Genomic DNA, 12,904 nt, shown 5'->3' with positions numbered 1-12,904 from the left:
CATGGCTGACTGGACCGCGAAACTGCCCGAGGCCGCCCAGGCCTATCTCGAAGGCCGGCGGCTCGACGAGGTGGAATGCATCATCTCCGACCTGCCCGGCATCGCCCGCGGCAAGGCCGTGCCGGCCTCGAAATTCGCCCGGCAGAAGCACTTCCACCTCCCCGATTCGATCTTCTTCCAGACCATCACCGGCGACTGGGGCGAAGCCGCGGGCGACGAGGGCTTCATCGAGCGTGACATGATCCTGAAACCGGACATGAGCACCGCCACCGCCGCGCCATGGACGGGCGACTGGACCCTCCAGGTGATCCACGACGCTTATGACCGCGACGACGACCCGATCCCCTTCTCGCCCCGCAACGTGCTCAAACGCGTGGTCGACCTCTACCGCCAACAGGGCCTGAAACCCGTGGTCGCGCCGGAAATGGAATTCTTCCTCGTCGCCCGCAACCTCGACCCGGCCAAGGCGATCGAGCCGATGATGGGCCGCTCCGGCCGCCCCGCCGCCGCGCGCCAGGCCTATTCCATGACCGCCGTCGACGAGTTCGGCCCGGTGATCGACGACATCTACGACTTCGCCGAGGCGCAGGGCTTCGAGATCGACGGCATCACACAGGAAGGCGGCGCAGGCCAGCTCGAGATCAACCTCCGCCATGGCGATCCCGTGAAGCTCGCCGACGAAGTGTTCTACTTCAAGCGCCTGATCCGCGAGGCCGCCATCCGCCACGACTGCTTCGCCACCTTCATGGCCAAGCCGATCGAGGACGAACCCGGCAGCGCCATGCATATCCACCATTCGATCATGGATATCGACACCGGCAAGAACGTCTTCGTCGGCCCCCAGGGCGGCGAAACCGACGCCTTCTACCACTTCATCGGCGGGCTGCAGAAACACCTGCCCTCGGCCATCGCCATCCTTGCGCCCTACGTCAATTCCTACCGCCGCTACGTCAAGGATCACGCCGCGCCCATCAACCTCGCCTGGGCCCGCGACAACCGCACCACCGGCATCCGCGTTCCCCTGTCGCCCCCCGAGGCGCGGCGCATCGAGAACCGCCTCGCCGGGATGGACTGCAACCCCTATCTCGGCATCGCGGCTTCCCTCGCCTGCGGCCTTCTGGGCCTCAACGAGGAGCTCCGCCCCGACCCGCAATTCCGCGGCGACGCCTATGCCGGCGAGTCCGACATCCCCGACGTGCTGGGTAACGCGCTCGACGTCTTCGAGGAGGCGACGGCCCTGCACGAGATCATCGGACCCGACTTCGCCCGCGTCTACTCGATCGTGAAACGCGCCGAGTACGAGGAATTCCTGCAGGTCATCAGCCCGTGGGAGCGCGAGCATCTCCTCCTCAACGTCTGATCCCGTGGCAGGCGCCGCGCAGTGAGTATTTGGGGAAAAGTGAAAGCATGAACCTGCTCTACGCCAACGACCGACCGGGAGAGTACCCGCCAAGCTGGTACGCGGCCACCGTCGACCCGCTGGAACCCTTCGCCCCGCTCGACGGCGACACGCGCGCCGATGTCTGCGTGGTGGGGGCGGGCTATACCGGCCTTTCGGCGGCACTGCACCTGGCCGAGCAGGGGCTCGACGTGGTCCTGCTCGAGGCAAACCGCGTGGGTTTCGGCGCCTCGGGCCGCAATGGCGGTCAACTCGGCAGCGGCCAGCGGATGGACCAGCACTTCGTCGAGAAACAGGTGGGTCGCGACGACGCGGCCAAGCTCTGGGCGCTGGCGGAAGATGCCAAGGCCCTCGTCAAGTCCCTGATCGCAAAACACGATATCGACTGCCACCTGAAGCCCGGTATCGCCCACATGGCCTTCTCCACCCGCGAGGTCGAGGAGGAACACGCCTATGCCGACATGCTGGCCGAGCGCTACGACTACCCCCATCTCGAGAAGCTCGACCGCGCCGCCGCGCAGGCCCTCTGCCCCTCGCCGAAATACGTGGGCGGCACGCTCGACATGACCGCGGCGCACCTGCACCCGCTGGCCTATGCCCTTGGGCTCGCCCGCGCCGCCCGCGCCGCCGGCGTCCGCATCTTTGAGCGCACCGAGGTGCAGCAGATCGCCGAGGGCAGCCCCGCGAAGCTCACCACCGCCCAAGGCACCGTCACCGCCGATCACGTGATCCTCGCCTGCAACGGCTACCTCGGCGGGCTCAACGGCAAGGTCGCCGCCCGCGTCATGCCGATCAACAACTTCATCGCCGCCACCGAACCGCTGGGCGAAGACACCGCCCGCGTGCTGACCCGCGACGTGGCCGTCGCCGACACCAAGTTCGTGGTCAACTACTTCCGCCTCAGCCACGACAACCGCCTGCTCTTCGGCGGCGGCGAAAGCTATGGCTACCGCTTCCCCGCCGACATCGCCGCCAAGGTGCGCAAGCCGATGACCGAGATCTTCCCGCACCTGCGCGATATCCGCATCGACCACGCCTGGGGCGGCACGCTCGCCATCACCATGAAACGCCTGCCCTACCTCGCCGGCGTCGCGCCCAACATCCTCTCGGCCTCGGGCTATTCCGGCCACGGCGTTGGCAACGCCACGCAGGCCGGCAAGCTGATGGCCGACGCCATCGCCGGCAATGCGGCAGGCTTCGACACCATGGCCCGCATCCCCACCACCCCCTTCCCCGGTGGCACCGCCCTGCGCTCGCCGCTGCTGGTGCTGGCGATGACCTGGTTTTCCCTCCGCGACCGGCTCGGCATCTGACGCCAACCCCCTGGAACATCGGCAATTCCGGCACGGACCCGCCCCCGGCGGGCTGTTGCAAAAATTTTGCTTTGGCGCGAGGCCCGCATGGTGTAGGAGTTTCGGAAAACCCGAAGACCAGTTTCAGGAAACCCGAAGACATGACCCTGCCCCCCAACGTCTACGACGCCGAGCCCATTCCCGAAGCCGCCCGCGCCGAGATCGAGCAGATGCTCAAGTCGGGCGATCTCTTCCGCTACACCGCGCCGGAAAACGCCCCCGTCACCCTTCTGGAACGGGATTTCGCGGCGCATATGGGCTCCAAGTACGCCCTCGCCGTCAGCAGTTGCTCGGCGGCCCTCTTCCTGTCGCTCAAGGCGCTGGCCCTGCCGCGCGACGCCCGCGTCCTGATCCCGGCCTTCACCTTCGCCGCCGTGCCCTCCTCGGTCATCCACGCCGATTGCATCCCCGTCCTCTGCGAGGTGGGCGACAATTACCGCATCGACATGGCCGATTTCGAAGCCCGGCTCGACGACAACATCAGCGCCGTCATCATCAGCCACATGCGCGGCCACACCTCCGACATGGACGCGATCATGCGGCTCTGCGACGCCCGCAACATCCCCGTGGTCGAGGACGCCGCCCACTCCCTCGGCACCACCTGGCACGGCCGCAACATCGGCACGCTGGGCCGCGTCGGCTGTTTCAGCTTCCAGTCCTACAAGCTGGTCAATGCCGGCGAGGGCGGGATCCTGATTACCGACGATGCCGACCTCGTGGCGCGCGCCGTCATCATGTCGGGCGCCTACGAACACAACTGGGCCAAGCACATGACCGGCGCCGATGCCGCGCTCGACGCCGCCTTCGCCCGCTGGCAGAACCAGCTCCCCCTCTATAACCTGCGGATGAACAACCTCTCCGCCGCCATCATCCGCCCGCAGCTGGGCGAGATTGCCCGCCGCGTCCGCGACGGCCGCGCCAACCACGACTATGTCGCGGCCCGCCTCAACACCTCCCCCTGGCTCCAGGTGCCGGACAAGCTCACCCCCGAAGACCGCGCGCCCGACTCGATCCAGTTCAACACCGTGAACCTGACCGAGGACGAAACCCGCGCCTTCGCCGCCGCCGCCGCCGACCGGGGCGTCAAGGTACAGGTCTTCGGCCTGTCGACCGACAACGCCCGCGCCTTCTGGAACTGGCAGTTCCTGCCGGGCGACCGCCCCGACCTGCCGCAAACCCGCGCCATGCTGATGAAAGCCTGCGACGCGCGCCTCCCCGCCCGGCTGACCAAGGCAGAGCTCGACATGATCGCCGACGCCCTCCTCCTCGCCGCGCAGGACGTGATGGGCGAGGATCGCGCCTACGGCACTTGACCCAAGGCGCGCCCCGCCCTCTCATGGCCGCATGAGCACCGATTTCTCCGACGGCGCGGCCTGGATCCGCGGCACTATCCTCCCCATCGCCGAGGCCACGATCGGCGTCACCGACTGGGCCCTGACCCATTCCGACGTCACCTATGACGTGGTCCCGGTGTGGGAGGGCGCCTTCTTCCGCCTCCCCGACTACCTCGACCGGTTCGAAAAATCCATGCGGGCCTGCCGCATGGACGTCGGCCTCTCCCGCCCCGAGATTGAAGCGGCGCTCCACGCCATGGTCGCCCGCTCCGGCCTGCGCGCCGCCTATTGCGCCATGGTCGCCGCCCGCGGTGCGCCCCTCATCCCCGGCAGCCGCGACCCCCGCGACTGCGCCAACCATTTCTACGCCTGGTGCGTGCCTTACGTGCATGTCCTGACGCCTGACGTCGCCGAGGCCGGCGCCCGCCTCCTCCTCCCCGACGACATCCGCCGCATCCCCGAGGACAGCGTCGATCCCCGCGCCAAGAACTACCACTGGGGCGACTTCACCCAAGGGCTCTTCGCCGCCAAGGACCAGGGGCTCGACAACGTCGTCCTCGCCGATCACGCGGGCAACGTCACCGAAGGGCCGGGCTTCAACATCTTCGCGCTGAAAGGCGATACCGTCACCACGCCCGACCGCGGCGTGCTCCAAGGCATCACCCGCCGTACCGTGCTCGAACTCGCCCGCGAGGCCGGCCTGAAAACCGAGGAACGCCCCCTCCCCATCGCCGAACTCATGCAGGCCGACGAGGTGTTCCTCTCCACCTCCGGCGGCGGCGTCGTCCCCGTGGCGCAGATCAACGACCGCAGCTTCAGCAACGGCCGCCCCGGCCCCACCGGCACAAGCCTGCGCGCACGCTATTTCGACCGGCTGAAAGACCCGGCCTACCGCACCGAGATCACCTACGATCCCGCCTAGATCACCGTCAGCGCATCCTGCAAAAACGGATACCGCGCCAGCGCCGGCTCCACCACGCTCTTGCGCAGGATCGGCCGCAGCGTCTCGGCCACCCGGCCCGGCATGTCCTGCAAAATCCCCTTCCGCGCCGTCAGGCTGATCGTCCGCGACAGGGGCTCCATCGGCAATTCCATCACGTCGAGCTGATCCGCAAACCGCCGCGCCCGCATCAGCGCCAGCGGCGTCAGGATCGTCCACCCCGCGCCCTGCCCCACCAGCGCACAAATCGCGTGATAGCTGTCCAGCTCGAACCGGTGCGGCAGGCTGATATTCTGCCGCGCCAGGTGCGCCGTCAGCAGCCGCCCCATGTAATGCCGCTGCGTATACTGCACCAGCGGCAGCCGCTTCAGTTGCCGCAACACGTCCTTCGCCGGATCGACCACCCCCTTGGGCGCCGCCACGAGGAACCCCTCCCGCAACAGCGGATGCACCTCGACCCAGTCATCCTCGGCCCCCAGCTCGGCGGCCACGATCACGTCCAGCGCGCGGGAATCCAGCAGCTCGTACAGGTAATGGCTCGCCCCCGTCTCCAGCAGGAACTGGCATCCCTTCAGTTCCGCCGCCATGTGGGTCAGCAATTGCGGCGTCACGTCCGCCTCGAAATCCTCGATCATCCCCAGCCGGAACCGCGTCAACAGCGACAGGTCCGACATCGCCAGTTCCGCCCGCGCCTGCGCCGCCTCGTTCAGGATCACCTGCGCCCGCCGCTTCAGGATCTCCCCGGCGGGCGTCAGCCGCACGGGCCGCGCGTTGCGCTGCAACAGGGTCGCCCCCACCGCGCTTTCAAGGTTGGTCAGTTGCTGGCTCACCGCCGAGGGGCTGGCCCCCAGCCGCTTGGCGGCGGCGGAAATCGAACGTTCGTCGGCCGTGGCCATGAACACCTCGATGCCCCACAGGGTGATCCGTCCGGGGCTGTCGACCATGATCGGGGCCCCGCGCTATTTGCCCATCTTCGACAGCTTGTCCTGCAGGTCGGCGAGCTGCTTCTTGATCTCGTCGAGGTCTTCCGAGCTGTCGTCCTCCTCGCCCTGCGCCACCGGCGCGGTCGGCATGCCCGGCATCTTCATCTGCCCGGTCATCGCCTTGAGGAACGCCGCCTGCTGGGCGCGCATCGCCTCCATCCCCGGCATCCCCGCCAGCGGGTTGGCCTTGGTCATGTTCTCCATCATCTGCGACTGTCCCTCGCGCAGCATGTCGAAACTGGCCGCCAGGAACTCCGGCACCATCGACGTGGCCTGCGTGGTGTAGCTGCGGACAAGGTCGTTCAGCACGTTGATCGGCAGCACGTTCTCGCCCCGGCTCTCATGCTCGGCGATGATCTGCAGCAGGTATTGCCGGGTCAGGTCGTCGCCCGATTTCAGGTCGATGATCTGAACATCGCGGCCATCGCGGATGAACTCGGCGATATCCTCCAGCGTCACGTAATCCGACGTCTCGGTATTGTAGAGCCTGCGGCTCGCGTACCGTTTGATCAGCAATGGTTTTTCGGATTCGGCCACGGCGCGTTCTCCCAACATGCAGCACTGCAGCGAAGCTTAGACCGGCGCATTTCAAAATGAAAGGGCGGCCTTGGGGCGTGGCCTTGATAGACTTCGACAGAGGCACCCGCGCGGAACAACGGGCAAAACCCGCCAGTCCCCTCTCCGGGCCAGCAGACCCCGAAACTGTTCCCGACACATGGTGTGCGACAGTCCGCCGGCAATGCGGCAAGCTCAGCTTTCCATGGATACGTCGGCGACGTCATCACCCGAAAAACGCACCGACAGAACATGATCGGTCACCTTCCCCGGAAGGCTGAAGTCGAATACATTGATGTTTCCGTCGTCTTCCTCGCTCCACGAGCCCACCAATACGAGTGAATCAACAATCCGGGACGCGTCGGGCGAGGACGTTCCGAACGTGTTCGAAAAATAGTTGGCATCAAGTTCGTCGAGATGATGCTCGACAAACAGCGTCACGCTGTCTTCGCCTTCAGGCGTGCCAAGCAAGGAACGGTTCGCCGACCGCGCCTTTTCCCGTTTTTCTTCATCCGTCATAGTACCCTCCTCGTCGCCGCTACAGTTCGTAGGAAGACTATGCTCTTTGCGGCAGGCCAAACAAGCGCCCGCGCGCCGTGGCTTCGAACACCCGGACAAACTGAGAATAACGCATAGGTTTGGCTGTATTGCGCTGGAGAACGTAAGGAATACCTACACACCAGCCGTATTGCACGCCCCTCGGAACCCACTAGACTGACCGACAAGGACAGCCTGGTTGCCCCGGAAGGACCTTTGACATGCCCACGTTCGAACCCAAGCGGGCGGCAGCGATACATCGCGACCTGCACAGCCACGTCCCCTCCGACCCGGTCTTGCGCGTCAAGGCGCTGGAAAGCCTCGCGGTCGAGCGCGGGCTGGTCACGTCGGAACGCATCGACGCCTGGGTCGAAGCCTATTCCGAGCATATCGGCCCGAAGCGCGGCGCGCAGGTCGTGGCCCGGTCCTGGCTCGACCCCGGCTTCCGGACGCGCCTGCTGGACGATGCCGCCTCCGCCATCCGGGAATTCGGCTTCGAGGGGGACGCGACAGGCGATCTCAAGGCCCTCGAAAACACGCCCGAAGACCATCACCTGGTCGTGTGCACGCTCTGCTCCTGCTACCCGTTTTCCATCCTCGGCATGTCGCCCGCATGGTACCGCTCTGCCGAGTATCGCGCCCGCGCCGTCCGGGAGCCCAGAAAGGTGCTCGCGGAATTCGGGGTAACCATCCCGGACGACGTCTCCGTCCAGGTCTGGGACAGCACGTCGGAACGCCGCTACATCGTCATCCCCCAGCGCCCGGCCGGAACCGAGGGGTGGGATGAAGACCGGCTGGCCGCCATCGTCACGCGCAACGCGATGATCGGAACAGATCGCCACCTCGAGATCGGAGCGCCCTGATGGACGGCATCCACGACCTCGGCGGCATGGAGGGGTTCGGCCCGGTCGCCGCCACCTTCGAACAGAACCCGTTCCCGGGCTTTGCCGACTGGGAAAAGCGCGTGGTGGGGTTGAGTTACACGCTGCCCTTGGACGGCATGACGATCGACTGGTTCCGCCACGTGGTCGAGCTGATGGCGCCGCGGGACTACCTGCAAACCGCCTATTTCGACAAGTGGTGCGCCGCCTATGTCGTCATGTTCACCGATAACGGCACCTTCACCCTGCCGGATTTCGGCCGGCCCTCCGCCCTCGCCGACACCGGGGCACCCTCGGGCGAAGCAGTGGCTGCCGTCCTCGCGCAGGATCGCGCCTCGGCCGGCAGCTATGAACGGCCCGCCGGCAGCCCTCCCGCCTTTGCCGTTGGGCAAACGGTCCGCACGCGCGCGCACATGCACTCGGGCCATCACCGCCTTCCACGCTATGCAAGGGACGCAGAGGGCCGGATCATATCGCATCACGGCTGCCACCCTCTGCCCGACGCGTCGGCCAGGGGCACCGAAACACCCGAGCATCTCTACACCGTGCGCTTCGACGCCCGAACCCTCTGGGGGCCGGATGCGCCCCCGAACGATCACGTGGCCCTCGATCTCTGGGAGAGCTACCTTGTTCCGGCCTGATGACCCGACGGCGCCCCCCGGCCAGGTCTTCGACGCCCCGTGGCAGGCCCAGGCGATGGCCCTGGCAGACACGCTCGTGCAAGCGGGCCACGTCACCCCCGGGGCCTGGGCACAGGCCCTCGGCGACGCGCTTCGAAGCGATGCGATCACCGCGTTGCCGGACAGCCTCGACACCTATTACCGCGCCGTCGTCATGGCCCTCGAAACAGTATTCGACGAACGCGTCGGCGTATCGAAGGCCACTCTCACCCAACGACGCCACGACTGGGAGGCCGCCTTCCGCGACACGCCCCATGGCCAGCCCGTCGTGCTGAAGTAACGCCAGGGCCGCCCGCCCCCGAACCACAGAAAGAGGCCTCGCCCATGACACTCGACCAACTGCTCGTCTTTCTGCCCGCGGCGCTGCTTCTGGGGGCATCCCCCGGGGCAAACAATCTGCTCGCCTTCATCTCGGCAACCCGGGCGGGATGGCGGAAGACGGCGAAGGGCATCCTTGGTCGCCTCGCGGCCTGGGCCGTTCTCGTCGTCCTGGTGTCCCTCGGCCTCGACGCGCTGCTGCGGACATCCGAGATCGCCTTCGTCGCCCTCAAATGGGTGGGCGTCGCCTATCTTGCCTACCTCGCCTGGCAATTCTGGGGGGCCGACGTCACGGCGGAGGTCGACCCACCAGAGGTGTCGACCCTGATGCGCCGCGAATTCCTGACGCTGCTGGGCAACCCCAAGGCCTACCTGCTGCTCACGGCCTTCCTTCCCCAGTTCGTGACCGGCGACACCGCCCTCTTCCAGCAGCTCTTCGCGCTCGGCACGCTGTACCTGCTTGTCGAAGGCATGGCCGCGCTCCTCTGGGTAACCGCGGGCACACTGGTCGGCGCCCACGCCCTGACCCCACTCCGCCGCAGGCTCATCAACCGCGCGGCCGCCGGCTTGATGGGCACCGCCGCCCTCCTGCTCGCCCGGACCGAACGGTCGCCCTGACGCCACATGAGGAAGGCCGGGCCCGAGCCCCCGGCCTCAGTCGCTTTCGATGCGGCGACGGCCGCCGCGCCTATGTAAGGCGCGCAACGTCTCGACCGGCGTTCAGGAAGGCCCACCAGGATCAGCTCGATCACTTCGCCAAGGCTGACTGAACTCCGGGTCTGACCGAAGGTCTGCCGGCAGGTTCGACTTTTACCGGACCCTCGCCGCACCACAGGATGGTCCAAGCTCGACCATTTCCGTCATGGGCCGAACGGACCGCTTAAGGCGCGCAGCTTCTGGCAAGGGGGTCAGGTCGAATACGTGCTCGGGCTTCAGTGGATGGCGCCGTCGACCTGATAGTACCGGATTCGCGATTTGTCTTCCCATGGATACGGGTTCTCCATGGCACCAGCGCAGGCATCCCATTCTTCCTTGGTCGGGTCGGGGACCTCACTGTATGTCGCGCACTTTCTGCACTGAACCTGCAGTTCCACCGTAGACCAAATGCCCGCAATGACGTCCCACTCATGCTCACAGGTGTCTGGATCAACGGCCAGGATCGAGACGCGTTCAACTATGTATGCGGTCGATAGCCACGACTGCGGAACAAAGAGGCTGAGAAGCGCCAGGACTCTTTTCATCGATATCTCTTCTAGCCATTCAAGAGCGTGCGACGTGCCGTGCAAGGATCATAACCTGCGTGGAAGGGGCTTGTCTCCCCGCGCACGGCGAGCGCTTGACCTACCCCCGCCCGCCGGGGCCTCGCCCCCGGCCCGCAGCGTCCCGATATGCCGGCCGGCAACCCTGCCCCCCAAACGACAAAGGGCGAGCCTTGCGGCCCGCCCTTCCCGATCATACCCAACTGGGAGGATTAGGGTATGAAATCAATGCGCCTTACTTGGCTGCGGCCGTGGCTTTCTTCGTGGCCGCCGACATGTCGTCGGTCGCCTTCTTGACGGCCTTCGTGGTTTCTTCCTGCATGTCCTTGCCGGCTGCCATCAGAAGCTCGACGGTGTCCATCTGAACTTTCTTGGCAACCTCGGCGAAGGCGGCCATGTTCTCGGCGGCCACTTCGGCATTGGCCGATGCGAAATCGGTCATCGCCTTGGCATAGTCGGCCGGCTCGGTTTTCGCCTTGGAGACTTCTGCCAGTTTCGACAGGGTTTCCTTGGTCCACTTGCTCGAGATCTCGGCCGATTTCTCGGCGGCGTCGAGCGCCACGCCCGAGAGTTTCTCGTTCAGGGCGGCCTGGTTCTTGAAGGCGTCTTCCATTGCCTTGGTGTCGACGGGGAAAGAACCCATCATGTCTTTCATCATCGTGTTGAAGTCTTGTGCTTTTGCCATGGTCTTGGTCCTTGGTTTGCTGTGCTCCCGGAACCGTCCCGGGCTTTCTGCGTCTGCAACCTATATACGTGCTGCACTGCAGCATTTCAAGCGCTTTTTCTGCACTGCAGCAAAACTGTCATGAACCATCGAAAAGGCAAATGCCGTCAGAGACTTGCTTTCCTGCGCACGTAAGTCCCCGGGGCTGACCCAAGGGAAGGATGCTCCGAATCACCGGGCTCCCTAGCGTCAACTTTCTTGCCCGACCGCTTGCGCAGCCACTTCTCCCACAGCGGCCACCACGACCCCTCGTGATAGGTCGCCCCCTCCAGCCAGTCCTCGGCCGTCTGGGTGTGATCGCTGTTGGTGTAATGCCCGTATTTCTTCTTCGACGGCGGGTTCACGATACCGGCGATATGCCCCGATTCCGACAATATGAACGTCCGGTCCTTCGACCCGGTCTGCCGGAACCCGCGATAGCAATCCTTCCACGCGGCGATATGGTCGCTCTGGCAGGTGACGGCGGTGATCGGCACGTCGACATCGCTCACATGCACCGTCTCCCCCAGCAGCGGAAAGCCGGTCGTCACGAACTCGTTCCGCTGGCAGAGGCCCCGCAGGTACTGCATCGCCATCTTCCCGGGCAGGTTCGAGCCATCCCCGTTCCAGTAGAGCAGGTCGAACGCCGGCGGCGTCTCCCCCATCATGTAGCTCTTGACGGCGGGCGTATAGACAAGGTCGTTCGACCGCAGGAACGACATCGTCCGCGACATGATGAACGACCGCATCAACCCCTGCGCCGCCACCTCCTGCTCGATCCCGTCGATGAAATCGTCCTGCAGGAACGGCGTGAACTCCCCCTGCTCGCCGAAATCGGTGAGCGCGGTGAAGAACGTCGCCGACTTGACGGTCTTGTCCCCCCGCTTCTTCAGCAGCGACAGCACCATGTGCAACGTCGTCCCGGCGATGCAGTAGCCCACGGCGTTGACCTGCTTCTGCCCGGTGATCGCCTTGATCTCGCGGAAGGCGGCAAGGAAGCCGTCCTCCACGTAGTCGTCCATCCCCGTCTCGGCGAAACTCGCATCCGGGTTGACCCAGGACACCACGAACAGCGTATAGCCCTGCTCGGTGATCCACTTGATCAGGCTGTTCTGGGTCTTCAGGTCGAGGATGTAGAACTTGTTGATCCACGGCGGAAAGATCACCACCGGCGTCGCGTAAACCTCCTCGGTCACCGGCGCGTACTGGATCAGCTCCATCATCCGGTTGCGGTAAACCACCTCGCCCGGCGTCGTGGCGATGTTCCCGCCCAGCTCGAAGGCGCTTTCATCGGCCAGCCGCACGACCATCTCGCCGTGGTTCGCCTCGAGGTCGGCCACCAGGTTCTCGAGCCCTTTCACAAGGCTCTCCCCCTCCGTCGCCACCGCCTTTTCCAGCGCGTCCGGGTTGGTGCCCAGGAAATTCGTCGGGCTCATCATGTCGACGATCTGGCGCGAGAAATACTCCAGCCGCCGCTTCTCGATGGGCTCCATGTCGTCAAGCTCGGCCACCGCCTGCTCGACCGCCTGCTTGTTCAGCGCGTATTGCTGCTTGATGTAGTGGAAATAGGGGTGCGTCTCCCAAAGCGGATTGGAAAACCGCTTGTCGCCCTTCAGCGGGTCCTGCGCCGCCTCGTCCGGGTCATGGGCCACCTTGCCCTGCGCCAGCGCCTGCTGCGCCTCGAGGAAATGGCGCACCGACTTGCCCCAGTATTCCAGCTGCTGCTCGTAGATCCTGCCCGGATTCTCGAACATCTCCTGCCAGTAGGACGTGGCGGCCTTGGTGAACAGCTCCTGCGAGGGGGCGTTCAGGCTGGGGTTGGGCGGCCGGCGCGAGGCCAGCGCCTGCACAAGGCGCTGCGACAGCTCCTCGACCCGCTCCAGGTTCTGGTTGAGCCGGTCGAGATTCTGTCCCGTCACATCCTCTTGCGTTGCCATCTTGACGAATCCCCCCTAAGTTTCTG

14 protein-coding genes are annotated in these 12,904 nt (G+C 65.5%); 8 read left to right on the top strand and 6 right to left on the bottom strand.

Translation table 11 applies throughout. From position 1 onward, the window contains the following. The first annotated feature begins 1 nt into the window (after position 1). The 4 genes from QUV18_RS11305 (at position 2) to QUV18_RS11290 (ending at position 5,007) form a co-directional block, all read left to right on the top strand. Positions 2-1,360 carry a glutamine synthetase family protein gene (locus QUV18_RS11305; protein WP_300894029.1) on the top strand — a complete coding sequence of 453 codons (1,359 nt, stop codon included), beginning with the start codon at positions 2-4 and terminating at the stop codon, positions 1,358-1,360. 47 nt (positions 1,361-1,407) lie between these two features. Then, the gene (locus QUV18_RS11300) at positions 1,408-2,712 is read left to right on the top strand and encodes an FAD-binding oxidoreductase (RefSeq protein ID WP_300894028.1); all 1,305 of its coding nucleotides are present in this window, start codon (positions 1,408-1,410) and stop codon (positions 2,710-2,712) included. 140 nt (positions 2,713-2,852) lie between these two features. Further along, complete coding sequence (locus QUV18_RS11295; RefSeq protein ID WP_300894027.1) at positions 2,853-4,064, top strand: aminotransferase class I/II-fold pyridoxal phosphate-dependent enzyme; 1,212 nt, start codon at positions 2,853-2,855, stop codon at positions 4,062-4,064. Positions 4,065-4,095: 31 nt separating this feature from the next. After that, positions 4,096-5,007: an aminotransferase class IV gene (locus QUV18_RS11290; RefSeq protein WP_300894026.1), complete on the top strand. Its 912-nt coding sequence runs from the start codon at positions 4,096-4,098 to the stop codon at positions 5,005-5,007. Here the strand turns inward: QUV18_RS11290 and QUV18_RS11285 are convergent. From QUV18_RS11285 to QUV18_RS11275, 3 genes are all read right to left on the bottom strand, one after another. Further along, positions 5,004-5,969, bottom strand: a complete 966-nt coding sequence (locus QUV18_RS11285) for a LysR family transcriptional regulator (RefSeq protein WP_300894025.1) — start codon at positions 5,967-5,969, stop codon at positions 5,004-5,006. The two genes, QUV18_RS11290 and QUV18_RS11285, sit on opposite strands and share 4 nt — an antisense overlap. Positions 5,970-5,984: 15 nt before the next feature. After that, positions 5,985-6,545 carry a polyhydroxyalkanoate synthesis repressor PhaR gene (gene phaR, locus QUV18_RS11280; RefSeq protein ID WP_300894024.1) on the bottom strand — a complete coding sequence of 187 codons (561 nt, stop codon included), beginning with the start codon at positions 6,543-6,545 and terminating at the stop codon, positions 5,985-5,987. A gap of 213 nt (positions 6,546-6,758) precedes the next feature. Next, positions 6,759-7,082 (bottom strand): DUF2004 domain-containing protein, encoded by a 324-nt coding sequence (locus QUV18_RS11275; protein WP_300894023.1) that lies wholly within the window; start codon positions 7,080-7,082, stop codon positions 6,759-6,761. A gap of 239 nt (positions 7,083-7,321) precedes the next feature. Between QUV18_RS11275 and nthA the strand changes: the two genes are divergently transcribed. The 4 genes from nthA to QUV18_RS11255 are packed head-to-tail and all read left to right on the top strand — an operon-like array spanning position 7,322 to position 9,597. Further along, the gene (gene nthA / locus QUV18_RS11270) at positions 7,322-7,963 is read left to right on the top strand and encodes a nitrile hydratase subunit alpha (RefSeq protein ID WP_300894022.1); all 642 of its coding nucleotides are present in this window, start codon (positions 7,322-7,324) and stop codon (positions 7,961-7,963) included. Beyond that, positions 7,963-8,622: a nitrile hydratase subunit beta gene (gene nthB / locus QUV18_RS11265; RefSeq protein WP_300894021.1), complete on the top strand. Its 660-nt coding sequence runs from the start codon at positions 7,963-7,965 to the stop codon at positions 8,620-8,622. Before nthA ends, nthB begins: the two co-directional genes overlap by 1 nt. Continuing rightward, positions 8,609-8,941, top strand: coding sequence for a hypothetical protein (locus tag QUV18_RS11260; RefSeq protein WP_300894020.1), 333 nt, complete (start codon positions 8,609-8,611; stop codon positions 8,939-8,941). Before nthB ends, QUV18_RS11260 begins: the two co-directional genes overlap by 14 nt. A gap of 44 nt (positions 8,942-8,985) precedes the next feature. Further along, positions 8,986-9,597, top strand: coding sequence for a LysE family translocator (locus QUV18_RS11255; protein ID WP_300894019.1), 612 nt, complete (start codon positions 8,986-8,988; stop codon positions 9,595-9,597). Between the two features lie 314 nt (positions 9,598-9,911). Here QUV18_RS11255 and QUV18_RS11250 read toward each other — a convergent pair whose 3' ends face one another. The 3 genes from QUV18_RS11250 to phaC form a co-directional block, all read right to left on the bottom strand. Continuing rightward, entirely contained in the window at positions 9,912-10,220 is a 309-nt protein-coding gene (locus tag QUV18_RS11250) for a hypothetical protein (RefSeq protein ID WP_300894018.1), read from the bottom strand. A gap of 253 nt (positions 10,221-10,473) precedes the next feature. Further along, positions 10,474-10,923: a phasin family protein gene (locus QUV18_RS11245; protein WP_300894017.1), complete on the bottom strand. Its 450-nt coding sequence runs from the start codon at positions 10,921-10,923 to the stop codon at positions 10,474-10,476. 146 nt (positions 10,924-11,069) lie between these two features. After that, complete coding sequence (gene phaC, locus QUV18_RS11240) at positions 11,070-12,878, bottom strand: class I poly(R)-hydroxyalkanoic acid synthase (protein WP_300894016.1); 1,809 nt, start codon at positions 12,876-12,878, stop codon at positions 11,070-11,072. Positions 12,879-12,904: the final 26 nt, after the last annotated feature.

The sequence above is a fragment of the Roseovarius sp. genome (genome assembly GCF_030373445.1).
GTDB lineage: Bacteria > Pseudomonadota > Alphaproteobacteria > Rhodobacterales > Rhodobacteraceae > Roseovarius.
Note: the sequence above shows the minus strand (reverse complement) of the source record. Positions and strands in the feature narration are given on the sequence as shown.

Excerpts from the sequence above, each read along its gene's own strand:
- nthB (WP_300894021.1), top strand. The coding sequence starts at position 7,963 with ATGGACGGCATCCACGACCTCGGCGGCATGGAGGGGTTCGGCCCGGTC.
- nthA (WP_300894022.1), top strand. The coding sequence starts at position 7,322 with ATGCCCACGTTCGAACCCAAGCGGGCGGCAGCGATACATCGCGACCTG.
- QUV18_RS11305 (WP_300894029.1), top strand. The coding sequence starts at position 2 with ATGGCTGACTGGACCGCGAAACTGCCCGAGGCCGCCCAGGCCTATCTC.
- QUV18_RS11250 (WP_300894018.1), bottom strand. The coding sequence starts at position 10,220 with ATGAAAAGAGTCCTGGCGCTTCTCAGCCTCTTTGTTCCGCAGTCGTGG.
- QUV18_RS11290 (WP_300894026.1), top strand. The coding sequence starts at position 4,096 with ATGAGCACCGATTTCTCCGACGGCGCGGCCTGGATCCGCGGCACTATC.
- QUV18_RS11285 (WP_300894025.1), bottom strand. The coding sequence starts at position 5,969 with ATGGTCGACAGCCCCGGACGGATCACCCTGTGGGGCATCGAGGTGTTC.
- QUV18_RS11295 (WP_300894027.1), top strand. The coding sequence starts at position 2,853 with ATGACCCTGCCCCCCAACGTCTACGACGCCGAGCCCATTCCCGAAGCC.
- QUV18_RS11275 (WP_300894023.1), bottom strand. The coding sequence starts at position 7,082 with ATGACGGATGAAGAAAAACGGGAAAAGGCGCGGTCGGCGAACCGTTCC.
- phaC (WP_300894016.1), bottom strand. The coding sequence starts at position 12,878 with ATGGCAACGCAAGAGGATGTGACGGGACAGAATCTCGACCGGCTCAAC.
- QUV18_RS11255 (WP_300894019.1), top strand. The coding sequence starts at position 8,986 with ATGACACTCGACCAACTGCTCGTCTTTCTGCCCGCGGCGCTGCTTCTG.
- QUV18_RS11300 (WP_300894028.1), top strand. The coding sequence starts at position 1,408 with ATGAACCTGCTCTACGCCAACGACCGACCGGGAGAGTACCCGCCAAGC.
- QUV18_RS11245 (WP_300894017.1), bottom strand. The coding sequence starts at position 10,923 with ATGGCAAAAGCACAAGACTTCAACACGATGATGAAAGACATGATGGGT.